This window comes from Streptomyces sp. NPDC002795 (assembly GCF_042888725.1).
Taxonomy (GTDB): Bacteria; Actinomycetota; Actinomycetes; order Streptomycetales; family Streptomycetaceae; genus Streptomyces.
In genome coordinates this window covers 209075-225682 of sequence record NZ_JBIAQB010000003.1, presented here as the reverse complement: position 1 = coordinate 225682, position 16608 = coordinate 209075, and the positions used below count along the sequence as shown (strand labels likewise).

The 16608-nt window shown below is 70.1% G+C and carries 15 protein-coding genes; 10 read left to right on the top strand and 5 right to left on the bottom strand.

Going from position 1 to position 16608, the window contains the following annotated elements; all coding sequences use genetic code 11:
- The first annotated feature begins 33 nt into the window (after window positions 1-33).
- Window positions 34-1161 carry a hypothetical protein gene (locus ACFYWS_RS10360; protein WP_389272437.1) on the top strand — a complete coding sequence of 376 codons (1128 nt, stop codon included), beginning with the start codon at window positions 34-36 and terminating at the stop codon, window positions 1159-1161.
- Window positions 1162-1170: 9 nt separating this feature from the next.
- On the opposite strand, the gene ACFYWS_RS10355 is transcribed toward ACFYWS_RS10360, so the two are convergent.
- Window positions 1171-1371: a DUF397 domain-containing protein gene (locus ACFYWS_RS10355; RefSeq protein WP_389272434.1), complete on the bottom strand. Its 201-nt coding sequence runs from the start codon at window positions 1369-1371 to the stop codon at window positions 1171-1173.
- Entirely contained in the window at window positions 1368-2210 is an 843-nt protein-coding gene (locus ACFYWS_RS10350) for a Scr1 family TA system antitoxin-like transcriptional regulator (protein WP_389272431.1), read from the bottom strand. Before ACFYWS_RS10350 ends, ACFYWS_RS10355 begins: the two co-directional genes overlap by 4 nt.
- A gap of 164 nt (window positions 2211-2374) precedes the next feature.
- Between ACFYWS_RS10350 and ACFYWS_RS10345 the strand changes: the two genes are divergently transcribed.
- The 5 genes from ACFYWS_RS10345 to ACFYWS_RS10325 all read left to right on the top strand — a co-directional run bounded on the left by ACFYWS_RS10345 (window position 2375) and on the right by ACFYWS_RS10325 (window position 6177).
- Window positions 2375-2818, top strand: coding sequence for an ATP-binding protein (locus tag ACFYWS_RS10345; protein ID WP_389272428.1), 444 nt, complete (start codon window positions 2375-2377; stop codon window positions 2816-2818).
- 42 nt (window positions 2819-2860) lie between these two features.
- Window positions 2861-3334 (top strand): aminoglycoside 6'-N-acetyltransferase, encoded by a 474-nt coding sequence (gene aac(6') / locus ACFYWS_RS10340; RefSeq protein ID WP_389272424.1) that lies wholly within the window; start codon window positions 2861-2863, stop codon window positions 3332-3334.
- A 149-nt stretch (window positions 3335-3483) separates the two neighbouring features.
- Window positions 3484-4317 carry a PIG-L family deacetylase gene (locus tag ACFYWS_RS10335; protein WP_389272421.1) on the top strand — a complete coding sequence of 278 codons (834 nt, stop codon included), beginning with the start codon at window positions 3484-3486 and terminating at the stop codon, window positions 4315-4317.
- 264 nt (window positions 4318-4581) lie between these two features.
- Window positions 4582-5715 carry an LCP family protein gene (locus tag ACFYWS_RS10330; RefSeq protein ID WP_389272418.1) on the top strand — a complete coding sequence of 378 codons (1134 nt, stop codon included), beginning with the start codon at window positions 4582-4584 and terminating at the stop codon, window positions 5713-5715.
- A gap of 153 nt (window positions 5716-5868) precedes the next feature.
- Window positions 5869-6177: a hypothetical protein gene (locus ACFYWS_RS10325; RefSeq protein ID WP_389272415.1), complete on the top strand. Its 309-nt coding sequence runs from the start codon at window positions 5869-5871 to the stop codon at window positions 6175-6177.
- A gap of 70 nt (window positions 6178-6247) precedes the next feature.
- On the opposite strand, the gene ACFYWS_RS10320 is transcribed toward ACFYWS_RS10325, so the two are convergent.
- Entirely contained in the window at window positions 6248-7573 is a 1326-nt protein-coding gene (locus tag ACFYWS_RS10320) for a deoxyguanosinetriphosphate triphosphohydrolase family protein (protein ID WP_389272412.1), read from the bottom strand.
- Window positions 7574-7673: 100 nt separating this feature from the next.
- Here ACFYWS_RS10320 and ACFYWS_RS10315 point away from each other — a divergent pair, with 100 nt between their 5' ends.
- On the top strand, window positions 7674-8894 hold the full coding sequence (locus ACFYWS_RS10315; protein WP_389272409.1) for a metallophosphoesterase: 1221 nt from the start codon (window positions 7674-7676) through the stop codon (window positions 8892-8894).
- A 284-nt stretch (window positions 8895-9178) separates the two neighbouring features.
- A complete protein-coding gene (locus ACFYWS_RS10310) occupies window positions 9179-10828 on the top strand; it encodes an AMP-binding protein (RefSeq protein ID WP_389272406.1) in 1650 nt (549 codons plus the stop codon).
- A gap of 51 nt (window positions 10829-10879) precedes the next feature.
- Here ACFYWS_RS10310 and ACFYWS_RS10305 read toward each other — a convergent pair whose 3' ends face one another.
- A complete protein-coding gene (locus ACFYWS_RS10305) occupies window positions 10880-12289 on the bottom strand; it encodes an aminopeptidase P family protein (RefSeq protein WP_389272403.1) in 1410 nt (469 codons plus the stop codon).
- A gap of 164 nt (window positions 12290-12453) precedes the next feature.
- Here ACFYWS_RS10305 and ACFYWS_RS10300 point away from each other — a divergent pair, with 164 nt between their 5' ends.
- On the top strand, window positions 12454-13440 hold the full coding sequence (locus tag ACFYWS_RS10300) for a LuxR family transcriptional regulator (RefSeq protein WP_389272400.1): 987 nt from the start codon (window positions 12454-12456) through the stop codon (window positions 13438-13440).
- A 54-nt stretch (window positions 13441-13494) separates the two neighbouring features.
- On the opposite strand, the gene ACFYWS_RS10295 is transcribed toward ACFYWS_RS10300, so the two are convergent.
- The gene (locus ACFYWS_RS10295; RefSeq protein ID WP_389272397.1) at window positions 13495-14421 is read right to left on the bottom strand and encodes a TIGR03619 family F420-dependent LLM class oxidoreductase; all 927 of its coding nucleotides are present in this window, start codon (window positions 14419-14421) and stop codon (window positions 13495-13497) included.
- Between the two features lie 429 nt (window positions 14422-14850).
- On the opposite strand from ACFYWS_RS10295, the gene ACFYWS_RS10290 reads away from it, so the two are divergent.
- Complete coding sequence (locus tag ACFYWS_RS10290) at window positions 14851-16545, top strand: hypothetical protein (protein ID WP_389272394.1); 1695 nt, start codon at window positions 14851-14853, stop codon at window positions 16543-16545.
- The last annotated feature ends 63 nt before the right edge of the window (window positions 16546-16608 follow it).

Sequence of the window (16608 nt, the reverse complement as noted above, 5' to 3'; positions counted from 1 at the left end):
ACCTCACAGACTTCCCAGCAGAGGAGCCCTTCCATGGCGACCATGTCCAGCAAGGGCCGGCGTATGTTCACCGGCACCGACACCTCGGGGGAACTCCCGGTCGACTACCGCTTCTACCCGGCCAGGCGGGGCAACCGGCACCTGGTCGTCGTATTCGCCAACTTCTTGGTCCCCGAGGACTACGGCTGGTCCAACGGCGTTCTGAACGACCTGCGTGCCAATGTCCTGTGGATCCGTGACCGCTTCGACGGGCACAACAGCTACTACCTGTGCCGGAACATGGAGTTCTCCATCGAGCGGTCCGTCATCGCCGTCATCGACCGGTTCCGGGACGCGTTGCGCCTCACGAACCGGGACTGCACGCTGATCGGCAGCTCGAAGGGCGCCAGCGCCGCGCTCTACTACGGCCTGAAGTACGACTTCCGGAACATCGTGGCCGTCGCGCCCCAGTTCGCGATCGGGTCCTACGTCCGCGCGACGCACCCGCGGACCGCCCGCTTCATGACCGGCGCGGGCACCGGGGACGACGCCGTGGCGGCCCTGGACGCATGCCTGCCCGACCTGGTCGGGCAGGCGCGAAACCGCGAGGCCAACATCTACCTGTTCTCCTCGCCCGCGGATGCGCAGTACGAGACCCAGATCAAGCCGTACCTGCTGTCCTTCCGCGACTACGACAACTTCAACTTCTGCATGACGGACTCCCCTTACGTGTCCGACCACACCCAGGTGGCCGGGCGTAACGTCCCCGCCATCATGGGCATCGTCAACCTCCTCATCGACGGCATCGCCCCGCGGATCGGGTTCGTACGAAACGGCTACGAGGACCCCGCGGCCGACCGCACCGCCCTCGACGCCTACCTCGCAACCACCGCCGCCCCCGGCACCTGGGTCTCTCCACCGGTGGTGAAGGCCTCCACGTCCGGTGAGGCCGTGAACTTCACGGGCACGGCCCGCGGAGCCGTCACCGTGCAGTTCTGGGAAAACGGCCGATACGTCGGCAAGACCGGCGTCGGCGCCGACGACACCTGGGCCTGGATGCCCGACACCCTCTGGTCCGCAGGCCGGCACACACTGAGGACCTTCGCGACGAACGCCAACGGCATCGAGTCCGAACGCACCACGGTCACCTTCACCGCCGCGCCCGTGGACGTCCACGTGTGACGCCGCGCGTCACGCCCCGGACACGAACCCCACGAACCGCCCCCACCCCTCCGCCCCCACAGCGAAGGCGGGGCGGCTCGTGTCCTTGGAGTCCCGTACGTGCACGGCCTGTTCGGCGATCGCGACCTCCACGCAGCTGTCGCCCTGGCTGCCGCTGTAGCTGGACTTGAACCAGGCGAGTTCCGTCGTCGTACCCACGCTGCCGCTCATAGATCTCCTCGCAGTCGCTCCAGCAGAGCCCGCGATTCCTTGTGGTTCAGGGCCTGCGAGCGCAGTGTGTCATAGCGCTGGCAGAGCACACTGACCTCTTTCGGGCCAGAGATCAACCGCCCGTTCTCCTGCCCTTCGGAGTACCCGAGCCGCCTCCCCTCCCCCGTCTCCAAAATCTGCACCGGTCCGTCCAGGCACGCATGCAACGCGCCCTCCAACGGCACCACTTGAAGCGTCACATTGCGCGGAGCGCTCAGCTCCAGCACATGGTCGAACGACTCACGCATCGCGTCCGCGTCACCGAACCGCCGCCGGAACACATGCTCCTCGACGATGAAGCTGAACGGCACGGTCGGCCGCTCACGCATCATCGTCTGCCGCTCCATCCGGGCGACGAACTGCGCCTCCAGCTCCTCGTCGGTACGCAGCGGAATGGTCCCCTCGAAGACGGCCCGCGCATACGAAGCCGACTGCAACAGCCCCGGCACCAGTCGGCATTCGTACGTACACAGGCCCGCCGCCTCCCGCTCCAGACGCGCCCACCGCCTGAACCACGCCGCGAACCCGGCCTCGCCGCGCGTGAGATGACGCGCCGCCTTGCACAGCGCGCCCGTATTCCCGAGCACCTCCTCCGCCCTGCGCACGAACGCCTCGTCCGGCATCCGCCGCCCCAACTCCACCGATTCCACGGTGTGTTTGGAGTACCGCACCCGCGCACCGAGCTCCTCCCTGCTCAGCCCCGCGTGCTCACGCAGGGCCTGGACGACCGCGCCGAACGTGCGCAGACTGTCCGACGGCTGAGGCTCCCGCTCGATCTCGACCACTTCGACGCCGCTCATACGCCGCCCCTTCCTCCGCGCCGCATCGCGACGGCTCCCCGCGTTGTGTGCACTCAGAGTGACGACTGACCCCGCGTACTGTCCACCCCGCGTGCCCGTACGCTGACCCCCCGTACGGCCCACCGCCCTCGCCCCCACGGCGTCACACCCACCACGCTGACACCATGAACCAGCACCCGGCGCCCCAACTCACCACACCAGCACGCACCTTCACGCAGCTCCTGCCCTCAACACCCCGCGGCGCCCGCCTCGCCCGCCACCTGGCAGTCACCACGCTGCACTCCTGGGACGCCCCACCCGACCTCACGGAACGTGCCGAACTCGTCGTCGCGGAACTCGCCACCAACGCGGTCACCCACGGCCGCGTACCGGGCCGCGGCTTCCGCCTGTCCCTGACGTACGACGACCTGCTCCGCATCGAACTGACCGACCCCCGCGGCGACCGCCTCCCCCACCACCCACCCACGCCCACCCCCCTCCCCACGGGCGGCCGCGGACTGCTCCTCGTATCGGCGTTGTGCGACCACTGGGAGACGGTCGCCCATCCGCCGGGGGGCAAGACGGTCGTGGGCCTGCTGTCGGTCTCCGCGATCGCCGAGCAGACGTAAATCCCGTTGAGAGGCCCCCACCGCCAAGGGAGGATGCGGGGCATGGAGCTGAACGGGGACAAGGTTCTCCTGCGACCGGTGGCCGCCGGTGAGGAAGAGATCCTCGCCGGGATCGTGAGCGAACCGGAGGTCGCCGCATGGTGGTCGACCCCGGACGACTACGAGGGCATGCTCGCCGTGGTCTTCGAGGGCGAGGTCATCGGCGCGATCCAGTTCGACGAGGAGAACGAGCCGGACTACCGCCACGCCGGCATCGACATCTTCCTGACGGCGAGGCACCACGGGAAGGGACTGGGGACCGACGCGGTGCGCACGCTGGCCAGGTGGCTGGTGCGGGAGCGCGGTCATCACCGGCTGACCATCGACCCCGCCGCGGCCAACACCGTCGCGATCCACAGCTACGCCAAGGTCGGCTTCAAGCCCGTGGGCGTCATGCGGGCGTACTGGCGCGACCACCGGACGGGCCTCTGGGAGGACGGGCTGCTCATGGATCTGCTCGCCGGAGAGCTGACCTGATCGGCGGGGTGCGGCACGGCACGGCACACGGATCGGTCACCCCGGGAACAGCCGACCCGTCCCGCGCGGTTGCATCTGGCGGGGGCGCGAGACATCCACACATTCACCGCGCCCCCGGACCAGACACGTTTCCGCAGGAGGACCCCTTCATGACCGACCGACCCCTGACGCTCATGGCCGTGCACGCCCACCCCGACGACGAGGCCACCAGCACCGGAGGGGTTCTCGCGCGGTATGCGGCGGAAGGAATCCGCACGGTTCTCGTGACCTGTACCGACGGCGGTTGCGGTGACGGGCCGGGAGGCGTCAAGCCCGGCGAACCCGGCCACGATCCGGCGGCCGTCGTCAAGATGCGCCACCAGGAACTGGAGACGAGCTGCGAGGTCCTGAAGGTCAGCGACCTGGAGACGCTGGACTACGCCGACTCCGGGATGATCGGCTGGCCGAGCAACGAGGCCCCCGGTTCCTTCTGGCAGACCCCCGTGGACGTGGGCGCCGCCCGCCTCGCGGAGCTCATGCGCCACTACCGCCCCGATGTGGTCGTCACGTACGACGAGAACGGTTTCTACGGTCACCCCGACCACATCCAGGCCCACCGCATCACCATGGCGGCACTGGAGATGATCGACTTCACGCCGAAGGTGTACTGGACGACGATGCCCCACTCGGGGATGCAGCGGTTCGGCGAGATCATGCGCGAGTTCCACGAGGACATGCCGGAGCCGGACCCCGCCGAGACCGCCGCGCTGGCCGACATCGGCCTCCCGGACGACGAGATCACCACGTGGGTGGACACCGCCGCGTTCAGTGACCAGAAGTTCGACTCGCTGGCCGCGCACGCCAGCCAGGGCGAGAACATCTTCTTCCTCAAGATGGGCAAGGAGCGGTTCGGCGAGCTGATGGGCCTGGAGACCTTCGTACGCGTGAAGGACACCACGGACGCGGCCGTACCCGAGAACGACCTTTTCGCCGGATTGCGCTGATCCGTCATCCGCCTCCTGCCCCGGGCCCGGTACTGAGAGATCAGTGCCGGGCCCGACGCGGTGAATTCCGAGGGACGTTTCCGTGCGGCCCCGTGAGCGTTTGGGGAGGGATGTGGATATCGCGAGTGAGAACTCGGCACCTCCCTGTCGGAATTGAGCCGCGAACCACCATTTCTGGAGGCGGCTTGTAGGTTCGCGCCCCTTTTGCGGCGTCGCCTTTGGCGACTTGCCCCCGAGGGCAGTACAGAATGCACACTGCCCCGCATGAATCAGAGGCGCGGCGTCCAGAACGTCGATTTCCAAGATCGGTACGAGCGCGGGTACGCCGCCCCCCGTCCGAACGGCATACGGGGCACGGAACCGCAGCGGCCGATGGTGCCGCCACAAGGCGGCGATCCCTACGACTCCGGTCGGCCCCGTCCCCGCCGTGGCCGCAGAGTCCGAAGAATTCTGCTGACGGTCCTCGTACTTCTCCTACTGGTTGTGGGAGGCACCTATTTCTGGGCCGATTCCCACCTGCGAAAGGAAGTCGATCTCGGCAAGGTCGTCGACCGGCCGGGCGAGGGAGAGGGCACGAACTACCTCATCGTCGGCTCCGACAGCCGCGAGGGCATGTCCAAGCAGGAGGAGAAGGACCTGCACACGGGTGCGGCCGAGGGCAGGCGCACCGACTCGATGATGATCCTGCACGTCGGCGCGGGCGACCCGACGCTGATCTCCCTGCCGCGGGACTCGAACGTGAACATCCCGGCGTTCCGCGGCTCCGAGTCCGGGCGGATGCGGCCCGCGATGGGCGCCAACAAGCTCAACTCCGCGTACGCCTTCGACGGCCCCCAGCTGCTGACACGCACCGTCGAGTACAACACCGGCCTGCGCGTCGACCACTACGCGGAGATCGGTTTCGCCGGTTTCGCGAACGTCGTGGACGCCATGGGCGGCGTCGACATGAACCTCGACAAGGGCTTCCAGGACAAGTGGTCGGGCGCCGACTTCCAGGCCGGCGAACAGACCCTGGACGGCAAGCAGGCCCTCGTCTACGTCCGCACCCGGCACGCCTTCAGCGGCAGTGACCTGGACCGCACCAAGAACCAGCAGAAGTTCCTGTCCACCCTCTCGAACCAGGCGGCGTCGCCGAGTACGGCCCTCAACCCGCTCAGGCTCTACCCCCTCATGAGCGCCGGCCTCGACACGCTCGTGGTGGACGAGGACATGAACCCGTACCAGCTCGGCCGGATGTTCCTCGCCATGAAGGACGTCAACAGCGGCCAGGGCAAGTCCATGAACATGCCGATTTCCGGCAGCGTCGGCGGCAACCTCGCCTGGGACATGCCGAAGGTCAAACAACTCGTGAACGAACTGCGGAGCGACTCCGCTGTCACGGTCACAAACGACCGGTAGGCATTGCGTGTTCCGCGGCCGGTGTAACACTTTCCGGCCGCCGCGACGCAGAAGCAACAGAGCAGTCGACGTACAACTCGTCAGATCGGAATTCTCGTGAGCAACATGGACCCGGTTTCGGGATACCCCTCGCACCCCTCGCACCATCAGCCCATGGACGCGGACCGCGCGGTGCGCCGCCAAAACGGCACGCGGCGCACGGCGTTGATCGTCAGCACCATCGCGGATGTCGCGGCAGGCTTTCTGATCCTGTGGATCCTGCTTTTCCTTCTCGGTGCCAACCAGGCGAACGTATTCGTCGAATTCGTGCAGGGAACGGCCGGCTGGCTCGGCTGGTGGGCGCAGGACATCTTCACCATGGACACCGAGGCCCTACGCGTCATCCTGAACCACGGCCTCCCGGCCGCCATCTACCTGCTCCTCGGCCACGGAATCGCGGCCCGCATCAACCGGGCGGCGTGACGCGTCAGGACCTGTGCGACCAGCACGGTACGGGTACGGGTACGGGTACCAGCACGGGTACCCGTACAGGTCAGAGCCAGTCTCCGTCGCTCACCGAGCCGAGGCCGACGCCCGACAACCGGCGGTGCAGGGCCACCGCCTGACCCTCCGTCAGTGAAGCGACGTGGTCGGCGGCGGCGCGCAGCGGGTCGCCGTGGAGGTCGAGTTCCTCGGAGCGGTCGGTGGGCAGCAGGTGCGGGGATTCGTAGGTCCAGCGCAGCAGTTGGGAGACGATGCGGCGCTTGCCGTGCTGCTGGGTGGCCAGGGCCGGGCGGTCGATGACGTAGCACCAGACCAGTTCCTTGAGCAGCTCGCACGCGGTCCGGCGTTCGGCGGGGACGACGAGGCGGGCGCCGAAGCGGATCGCGGCCGCGCCGCCGACCTGAAGGTCTATGTCGCGGGTGAAGTGGTCGATCAGCTTGGCGGTGCGGGCGTTGAGGGCGACATCGTCCTCGTGGCGGCCACCGAAGGGCTTCGCGATCGACAGTGCCTTGGCGATGTCGGACAGGATGTGGAGTGCCTCGTCGCGGTCGAAGCCGGCGCCCGCACGGTGGCGCTTGGCCGCCACGTAATCCAGGAACCGCTGCGTCTCGCGCTCGGTGTCTCCGCCGGCGGCCCCCGGCGGCGGGAACAGCGCGGCCAGCGGGATCAGTCCTGCGCGGTAGAAGTCCTCTACGTCATGGCAGGCGTAGGTGACATCGTCGGCCCAGTCCATCACCTGCTCCTCGACCGGCACCGCGCCGTCGTCACGGCCCGCCCGCACCCACCTGAACGCCTCCCGGTCGACCGCGTAGACACCCCATTTCGCGTGCCGCGCCGGGTCGACGTCGCGCGGGGCACGCTCCCACGGGTACTTCGTGGCCGCGTCGAGGCAGGCCCGGGACAGGTGCAGGCCGCGATGGCCCGCGTACTTGTGGGCGGCGAGGAAGGTGAGGATGTGGAGGGTCTGGGCGTTGCCCTCGAAGCTGTCGAGGACGCCGTGTCCGGCGTGCAGTTCGTCCATCGTCGCGCGCAACGCGGTCTCTCCGGCGTGGCCGAACGGCGGGTGCCCGATGTCGTGCGCCATGCAGGCCGCCTCGACGAGGGCCGGATTCGGGCCGCCGTAACGCCGCTCAAGACGTTCGGCCATGCGCCGCCCCAGCTGCGCGACCTTCATCGAGTGGGTGAGCCGCGTGTGGTACGCGCCGAGTTCGCTGCTGGCGACGACCTGGCTCTTGCCCGCGAGCGCCCGCCATTGCGTCGAGTACAGGATGCGGTCCACATCGTGCTCGAACCCCGACCGCTGTCCGTCGTCCGCGACGCGTCGGCGCAGCGAGTGCTGCTCCAGGTCCTCATCGGTGTAATAGGCAGGTCGCATGGGCGCGATGGTACTGGTTCGGCTCCTTTCCTCGACGGCGGACAATGGGCCCTCCAGGACCGCTACGGGAACGGTCCATCGGACCCGCAGGAGGGGAAGCGTGACCGAGACCAGCGACACCCGATCCGCCGCCAGTGGAGCGCGAGGGGAACCATCGAGCCGGCTGCGGCGCCTGATGCGCTACATCCCCGTGATCGCCCCTGTCCTGCTGTGGGCCGTGCCGTGCTGGGTCCTCCTGCACACCGGCCAGGACTGGCCGCTCCCTGTCACCCTGACCGGCACCGCGCTGTTCGCCCTCGGGCTGATCGGGATGCCACTCGCCATGGTGCGCGGTCACGGCCGCCGCCAGCGGGACCGGGCGGCGATCGTCGGTGACACGCTGCTGGGCGGCGCCTGGGTCCTGTTCACGTGGTCCGTGCTGCTCGGCGTCCTGCTGCGGCTCGCCCTGACCGTGGCCGGCGTCGGTGACGGCCAGGACCGGGCGCGCATCGTCACCTGGGCCGTCCTCGGCGTATCCGCCCTGCTGCTCGCCTGGGGGTACGCCGAGGCCCGCCGCGTGCCGCGCGTGCGCCGACTCGACGTTCAACTCCCGCGCCTGGGAGCCGGGTTGGACGACACTCGGGTCGTCCTGATCACGGACACCCACTACGGTCCGCTCGACCGCGCCCGCTGGTCGCAGCGGCTCTGCGAGACGGTGAACACCCTGGAGGCGGACCTGGTCTGCCACACCGGCGACATCGCGGACGGCACGGCCGAACGCCGCCGCGCCCAGGCCATCCCGCTGGGCACCGTGCAGGCGACTCGGGCCCGTGTCTATGTCACCGGCAACCACGAGTACTACAGCGAGGCCCAGGGCTGGGTCGACCTGATGGACGAGCTGGGCTGGGAGCCACTGCGCAACCGCCACCTTCTCCTGGAACGCGGTGGTGACACCCTCGTGGTCGCCGGCGTCGACGATGTCACGGCCGAGTCCTCCGGCCTCCCGGGCCACCGCGCCCACCTCGACGGGGCCCTCGACGGCGCCGACCCCGAACTCCCCGTGCTCCTCCTCGCCCACCAGCCCAAGTTCGTCGACCGCGCGGCGGCCCACGGCGTCGACCTCCAGCTCTCCGGCCACACCCACGGCGGCCAGATCTGGCCGTTCCACCACTTGGTCCGCCTCGACCAGCCGGCCCTCGCCGGCCTCAGCCACCACGGCTCCCGCACGCTCCTCTACACCAGCCGCGGCGCCGGCTTCTGGGGCCCGCCCTTCCGCGTCTTCGCCCCGAGCGAGATCACACTGCTCGTGCTGCGGTCGCCACAGGGCGCCACGGCGTCGTAGTACCGAGGCACACCGAGGCATACAGAGGTCAAATCCAGGAAGTACAAAGGAAAAGAAGGAGTCAAGGGTGCGGGTGCGGGCCAACCCGAGGCGAGTGCGGATGGAGTGGGGAGTTAGCCTGGATCTTGGTTGTCCGGGGCAACCAATGTTCCCGGGCGGGTGCCACTTGTGCCGGGCGCGGCGTCATGCGCCGACGGCTCCGGGCCGCCTCCCCCACGCCCAACAAAGCACGACCACCGGCGCGTACGAAGACAGTCGGGCCGGTGGCCCCAGGAGGACCATCCATGCCTGCAGAGGCATCCGCACCCACCACCCCCACGCCCACCCCCGCAACACCGCTTACGTCCAAGGACACTTCGGACGGCCCCGCGATATCTGACGCGGCGTCCGACACATCGGGCGCCTTCCGCACCTTCGTCGAGGACAACCTCGACGCACTGGCGGCCCACCCGGACCGCGAGGTCCTGGTCCACGAGAACCAGCGCCTGACGGCTGGTCAATTCCGTACGCTGGTCTACCGCATGGCCCACGCGATCGCCGCGCAAGGCGTCACACGCGATGCGACCGTCACCCTGCTCAGCGGCAATCTTCCCGAGACCATCGCGGCCCGCTACGCCGCCAATCTCGTGGGCTGCCGGGTCAACCACCTCTACAACAAGCTGTCGGCCGACGTACAGGCGGCGATCGTTCAGGACGTCGAGACCCAGGTACTGATCGTCGACCCGCACTACGCGGACCGCGCCGCGGAGATCATCGACAGCACGCCCGTCCGGCACGTCCTCGTACTGGGCGGGACCAAGCGTGAGATCGGGCAGGATCTGCTGGCGCTCGCCGCCGAGCAGCCCGACGAGCCGTTCGTGTCCCGCGCCCGCCCCGACGACATCTGCACCATCCGGCACACCGGCGGTACGACGGGCCACCCCAAGGGCATCGTCACCACCTTCGAACAGGTCAACCGGATGCGCCGGATGGTGGACCAAGCGCGCCCCGCGGAACGGGAGTTGCCCCGGCAGCTCGCGTGCACCACGCTCGCGCACGCCGCGGGCATGCTGGCGGACGGCGTCCTCCAGTCCGGCGGCACCATCGTCCTGCACGACGACTTCGACGCGGGCGAGGTCCTCGCCACCATCGAGCGCGAGCGCATCACGCACCTGTTCCTGCTGCCGCCGCTGGTGTACCAGCTCCTCGACCACCCCGACTCCGAGCGCCGCGACCTGAGCAGCCTGCGAGGCCTGACGTACGGCGGTTGCCAGGCCTCGCCCGCGCGGATCGCTGACGCCGTACGCCGCTTCGGGCCCGTACTCCTGCAGTTCTACGGGCAGAACGAGGCGGGCGGCATCAGCGTGCTCACCCCCGCGGACCACGACCTGGACCGGCCCGAGCGGATGCGCTCCGCGGGCAGGGTGCTGCCGAGCGTGGAGGTCGCCGTCCGCGACACCGACGGCAAGGATCTGCCGGTCGGTGAACTGGGCGAGATCTGCATCCGGTCCGAGGGCACGATGACGGGCTACTGGAAGCAGCCGGAGCTGACCGCGGAGGTGCTGCGGGACGGCTGGCTGCACACCGGTGACATCGGCTTCCTCGACGACGAGAACTACATCACCGTCGTCGACCGGCTCAAGGACATGATCGTGGTCGTCGGCGGCCACGTGTACACCACGGAGCTGGAAGACCTCCTCAACTCGCACCCGAAGGTGCTCCAGAGCGCGGTCTTCGGCGTCCGTGACGCCGACCGCATGGAGCAGGTGCACGCCGCGGTCGTGGCCGCGCCGGACGTCGCGGTGGAGGCGGAGGAGCTGCGCGCCGCGGTGCGCGGACAGCGCGGCGCGATGTACGAACCGGCCCACATCACCTTCGTCGACACACTCCCCCTGACGGACGCGGGCAAGCCGGACAAGAAGCTGCTGCGGCGGTGGGCGGAGGAGCGGGTGTAGGGGTCCCGGCCGGGGCGGCCCGCTGCGTCACCCGCCCCGGCCCCGAGCCGCTCAGCCCGCGTGCCGGGCCATCCACGCCTCGACCTCGTCCGCCGAGCGCGGCAGGCCCGCCGACAGGTTCTCGTGTCCTTCGGCGGTGACCAGCAGGTCGTCCTCGATCCGCACGCCGATGCCGCGCCACTCCTCGGGCACACTCAGGTCGTCGGCCTGGAAGTACAGGCCGGGCTCGACGGTGAGCACCATGCCTGGCTCCAGGACACCGTCGACGTATCCCTCCGTGTGGGCCTGCGCGCAGTCGTGGACGTCGAGGCCCAGCATGTGGCCGGTGCCCGCCATGGTGAAGCGCCGCTGGAGACCGAGTTCGTAGGCGCGCTCGGCAGGGCCTTCGATGAAGCCCCACTCGACGAGCCGGGCCGCCAGATGACGCTGGGCCGCCTCGTGGAAGTCCCGGTACGCGGCGCCCGGCTTCACGGCTGCGAAGCCCGCCTCCTGGGCCTCGTACACGGCGTCGTAGACCTGGCGCTGGACGGGCGTGAAGGTGCCGCTGATCGGCAGGGTGCGGGTGACGTCGGCGGTGTACAGGGTGCGCGATTCGACACCGGCGTCGAGGAGCAGCAGGTCGCCGGGGCGCACCAGGCCGTCGTTGTCGGTCCAGTGCATGATCGTCGCGTGCTCGCCCGCCGCGCAGATGCTGCCGTAGCCGACGGCGTTTCCCTCAAGTCGCGCGCGGCGGAAGAAGGTTCCCTCGATCCACCGCTCGGACGAGGCGACCGCCCTCGACAACTCCCCGACCACATCGGTGAATCCGCGCACGGTGGAGTCGACCGCGCCGCGGATCTCGGCGATCTCCCACGTGTCCTTGACGACGCGCAGGTCGTCGAGCGCCGCCACCAGTTCGGCGTCGCGGTCGGCGTCCGTGGTGACGGCGGCCTCCAGGGCCGGGTCCACACCGCGGACGATGCGGGTGGGTGCGCTGCCGGTGGCCAGGTCGGCCGCGGCCGTGCGCACGTCCCGGCACTCGATGCCGAGCACGCTCCGTGCCTCCGCGAGGGAACGGCGGCGGCCCATCCAGAGCTCCGCGGTGGCACCGGTCCAGAACCCGTCGTCATCGCGGCTGTCGCGCGGAAGCTGGTAGCAGTACGCGTCGTGGCCGCCCACCGCCCGCGGTTCGAGCACCAGCGCGCCGTCACGGGCCTGGTCGCCGGTCAGATGCACGTATGCCGAGTACGGCCGGAACGGGTAGGTGTCGTCGTTCGAGCGCACCTTCAGGTTCCCCGAGGGGATCACGAGGCGCTCTCCGGGGAAGCGCGCGGAGAGCGCGGTGCGCCGGGCGGCCGCGTACGGGGCCTGCTCGTCGGGAGCCAGGTCGCGCCGCTCGGTGTCCGCCCAGCGCGTGCGCATCAGGGCGGACAGTTCGTCGGAGATCCCGGAGTAGAGCCCGTTCCTGCGGCCTTCCGCCATGACGTACGCCTTCCGATCTGTGGGTGCTTGCTCGGGGTGTTCCGCGTCCCGTCGGCCGCGATCCTCGCGCACGGTAGCCCGCTCGGCGGCCCTGTGGTGCCCAGCAGTGCCATTGGCACGGATCGGCCACGCGCGCGCTCCGGAGACAGCCGATAATGCGCTTCATGACGAACGCGAAACTCGGTGCGGCCCTCCAGCTGCTCGGCCTCGACGACGCGGCGGCCCGGCTCTATCCGGCGCTGCTCGACCTGGCTCCCGCCCCGCTGAGCGAGATCGCCGCGGCGGCGGGCCTGGGCCGGACCGACGACCCGGAGGCGGCGTACGGCGTGCTCGTCGACGCGGGTCTCGCCGTGGCCGCCGGGCCGGACGGGGATCCGGTCGCGCCGGTGCCGCCCGCCGCCGCGCTGGATGTGCTCGCCCGGCACCGCACGGCGGAGCTGGAGGAGTCACGGGTCGCCGTCGGCGGCGCCTTCGAGTCGTTCCGGCGCCGCCGGCTCGCCACCCACCGGGACACACTCGTCGAGGTCGTCACCGGTGACGCCGTCGGCCCCCGGACGCGGCAGGCCTGGGCGAGCGCGCGCGAACAGATCCGCCAGCTGGAGTCCCCGCCGTACTCACCCTTGCCCGAGTCCACGGACGACGCACTGGCCACACTCGCCCGCGGCGTCACCCAGCGGGTCGTCTACTCGCGCGAGTCACTGGAGCATCCGGGCCGCCTGCGGGAGTCCATCGAACCGTGCGTCAACGCCGGCGAGCAGGCCAGGGTGCTCCCCTCGGTACCGGTCAAACTCGTGATCATCGACGACGCGTACGCCCTGGTGTCACTGGCCATCGAAGAGGCCGACGTGAACCACACGACGCTGGTCGTGCAGCCGTGCGGGCTGCTGTCCGCGCTGGTGGCCCTGTTCGAGCAGTGCTGGCGCCAGGCCCTGCCGTTCCACGGCCGCACCACGACCCCGGGCGGCCCACCGCCCGCCGACCGCCGTCTGCTGTGGCTCCTCGCGGGCGGCGCGAGCGACGAGACCATCGCCCGCGAACTGGACATCAGCCGACGCACGCTCTTCCGCCGCCTACAGATCCTGATGGCCCGGCTCGGCGCCGCGAACCGCTTCCAACTGGCTCTGCACGCGCAGCGCAACGGGTGGCTGTGAGGGCCCTCGTCCACCTTCGCTCGCCGAGGTGCGGTCCGACCGGACTTCCGGACTTCAGCGCAGGGTCTCGCCCTTGAGGTCGAGCAGTTCCGCCGCCGCGATCTCCAGCTGGGCCGGGTCGTGACGGGGGACCTCCTCGGCGGAGACGGCGCCGAGATAGAAGGTGAGGAAGGTGTCGAGCACCATCCAGTCGGGCTCCAGCTCGGCCATCTCCTCCAGGTCCCGCCGCACCTGAGCGACGGTGCCGTGCCCGGTGAGCCGCCCCTCCTCCGCAACCGGCCGCTCGGTGATGTGCAGCGGGATACGCGGCGCGAGGGCGGGCGTAGGACGGCCGGCCTCCTCGGCCGCGGCCCTGAGCTTGGGCAGCCGCTCCCGGATCTCGGCCGGGCCGAGACCGAACGGGTGCCAGGCGTCGCCGAAGCGCGCGGCCCGCCGCATGGCGGGGCCGTTGAGGCCGCCGACCCACACCGGCGGGTGCGGGTCACGGGCCGGCGCGGGTCCCGTGGTGATGTCCGTGTAGTCCAGGTGCTCGCCGTGGAAGGAGATCAGCGGCTTGGTCCAGTGGTCCTTGATGGACGTCAGGTACTCGTCGGTGATCTTGCCGCGGGCGGCGAAGTCGACGCCCAGCGCCTGGAATTCCTGCTCCGACCAGCCGACGCCCACGCCGAACACGAACCGGCCGTTGCACATCTGGTCGATGTTGGCCGCGACCCGGGCCGTCTGCAACGGGTGCCGGTACGGGAGCACGATGACCGTGGTGCCCAGCTCGATGGTCGAAGTGCGGCCGGCGAGGTAGGCGAGGGTGGTGAACGGGTCGTAGAACGGCGGCGGGAAGACCGGCAGGGCCTCCTGTGGGAGCGTCACGTGGTCCGAGATCATCGCCAGGTGGAACCCCAGCCCCTCGGCGCGGAGAACCCAGTCCTCCATGGACGCGGGGGTGGTGCCCGGCCCGTAATTGAGCACATTGATCCCGAACTTCACCGACGGGTCTCCTCTCGATGGGCGCACGGCATCACCGAGTGGCGAGCGCACGCCGTAGTTGTTGGTCGGAGACGCCAGGCTAACCACGGGACGCGGCGCGGCACGAAGCGGGGGCGGGGTGCGGGTAGCCAGGTAGTCGGCTCCGGTAGGCCCCAGTTGACCTGGGGTTCGATACGCGTCTGCCGTCACCCGTCGCCGGAGTGGGCCGCGCTCTATCCTGGGCGGATCCATGCCCAGGATCCGTACGCAGCAGAAGGGTTGTACCCCGATTTGAGATGTGCTAGCGAGGCTCCACCACGAACCACGAACCACGAACCACGAACCACGAACCACGAACCACGAACCACGAACCACGTCGCCGGGTAGCCAGTGCTGAGCGCGAGGGGGGCCGGGGTGGCCAGGCCGTCATCTAACCTCCCGTTCCTGCGCGTGCCAGTGGGATCCGACGCCCACCGTTGGCGCACGTTTCCCAGCGAGCGCACACTGATCGTCGCCGCCCGGACCCTCACCTCGACCATCCGCGTCCTGGAAGTGCTGCCCTCCCTGCTGCGCGACGACCCCCGGGTGACCGTGGTCTTCGCGTACGACCCCACCTCCGCGTTCAGCGACGGCTCGCTCGAACTGCTCCAGGATTCCGGCTGCCGCGTCATGCCGTGGGCGCAGCTCTCGGACGTCGACCCGGACCTGATCCTCAGTGCGAGCGAGAACATCGAGGTTCCGGACGGCGTGTGTCCCGTGCTCGTCCTCCCGCACGGCATCGGCTTCCAGAAGTACGTGCCCGACTCGCGCTCCCCGCACAGCCGTATGTCCGGCGTCGCGCCTGACGCTCTTCTCGAAACCGGACGCGCCTGGCTCGCGCTCTCGCACCCGGAGCAGGAGCGGCAGTTGCTCGCCGCGCATCCCAGGACCGCCGGAAGGACCCTGCTCGTCGGCGATCCGTGCCTCGACGAGTTGCTGGTCAGCACGGAGCGGCGGGACGACTACCGGCGCGCGCTCGGCCTGACGGCCGACCACCGCCTGGTCATGGTGAGTTCGACCTGGGGGCCGACGTCCCTGATCGGCCGCGCGGCCGAACTGCCCGCACAGCTGCTCGCCGCTCTGCCCTGGGACACGTACCGCGTCGGCCTGATCCTGCACCCCAACGTCTGGTCGGCGCACGGCGCGTGGCACATCCGCACCCTGCTGGCCGCCGCGCTCGACGCCGGGCTGCTGCTGATGCCGCCGGTGCACGACTGGCGGACCGCGCTCGTGGCCGCCGACGCGGTCGTCGGGGACCACGGATCGGTGACTCTGTACGCCGCCGCGCTCGGCAAGCCCGTGGCTCTGGCCGCGTACGGAGAGGACGCGGTGCCCGGTACCGCCGGTGCCGAACTGGCCGATCTCGCACCGCGGTTCGAGACGAAGGGTGATCCGCTGACACAGGTCGAGGAGCTGCTGCGGGGCCGCGCGCAGGCATCCGAACGGTACGCTCCCGTGGCCGCCCGCGCCGCCGCGGGACACGGCACGGCGTTCGCCCGGCTGCGGGCGGCTGTGTACCAGTTGCTACGACTGGAGGAGCCGCCCACCGCACCGCCGACCGCACGGATTCTGCCGGCGCCGGGCAACCCGGCCGGCCCCGTCACCTCATGGGTCGTACGCACCCGTGTCGACGTCGACGCCGAGGGCCGGACACATGTCACCGTGCGGCGCTTCCCGGCCGCCGTGACCGGTCTTGAGCAACAGCCCGAGGGGGCCTCCCACTTCACCCACCTCGCCGTCCGCCCCGACGAGGAGCGGGACCGGCGGCTGTGCGAGAGCGCCTCCGTTGTCCTGGGGTCGAGTTCCCTGCCCGCGCCGACTCCGGACGCCGCCGCGCACTGGGCGTGGGACGCCCTCGCCCGGTGGCCCGGCAGCCTGCTGGCTGCGGCGCCGCTCCCCTCGGGCGAGTGCCTGGTGGCTGTGCGCGACGGGCGGTCCGTGGTGGCATCGGCCACCGACGGGCGCATCGACCCGGGTCTGGCCGCCTCGGCCGTCTATACGTTCTTGCGCGCCGGACACGCGTCGGCGGACGGCCCAGTGACCTTGCACGTCGGGGCCGCACACCTCACGCTGCTGCTGCGCGCCGCCACACCGGCGCCGCCGTGACCTCCGGGTTCCCTCCTGTCGCACTACCCAGGAACCCTTGATCCCTCTACGGTGGGCCCGAGT

Coding starts and splice junctions, on each gene's coding strand:
- ACFYWS_RS10355 (WP_389272434.1), bottom strand. CDS start 1,371: ATGAGCGGCAGCGTGGGTACGACGACGGAACTCGCCTGGTTCAAGTCC.
- ACFYWS_RS10335 (WP_389272421.1), top strand. CDS start 3,484: ATGACCGACCGACCCCTGACGCTCATGGCCGTGCACGCCCACCCCGAC.
- ACFYWS_RS10305 (WP_389272403.1), bottom strand. CDS start 12,289: ATGGCGGAAGGCCGCAGGAACGGGCTCTACTCCGGGATCTCCGACGAA.
- ACFYWS_RS10320 (WP_389272412.1), bottom strand. CDS start 7,573: ATGCGACCTGCCTATTACACCGATGAGGACCTGGAGCAGCACTCGCTG.
- ACFYWS_RS10345 (WP_389272428.1), top strand. CDS start 2,375: ATGAACCAGCACCCGGCGCCCCAACTCACCACACCAGCACGCACCTTC.
- ACFYWS_RS10300 (WP_389272400.1), top strand. CDS start 12,454: ATGACGAACGCGAAACTCGGTGCGGCCCTCCAGCTGCTCGGCCTCGAC.
- ACFYWS_RS10325 (WP_389272415.1), top strand. CDS start 5,869: ATGGACGCGGACCGCGCGGTGCGCCGCCAAAACGGCACGCGGCGCACG.
- ACFYWS_RS10310 (WP_389272406.1), top strand. CDS start 9,179: ATGCCTGCAGAGGCATCCGCACCCACCACCCCCACGCCCACCCCCGCA.
- ACFYWS_RS10360 (WP_389272437.1), top strand. CDS start 34: ATGGCGACCATGTCCAGCAAGGGCCGGCGTATGTTCACCGGCACCGAC.
- ACFYWS_RS10330 (WP_389272418.1), top strand. CDS start 4,582: ATGAATCAGAGGCGCGGCGTCCAGAACGTCGATTTCCAAGATCGGTAC.
- ACFYWS_RS10350 (WP_389272431.1), bottom strand. CDS start 2,210: ATGAGCGGCGTCGAAGTGGTCGAGATCGAGCGGGAGCCTCAGCCGTCG.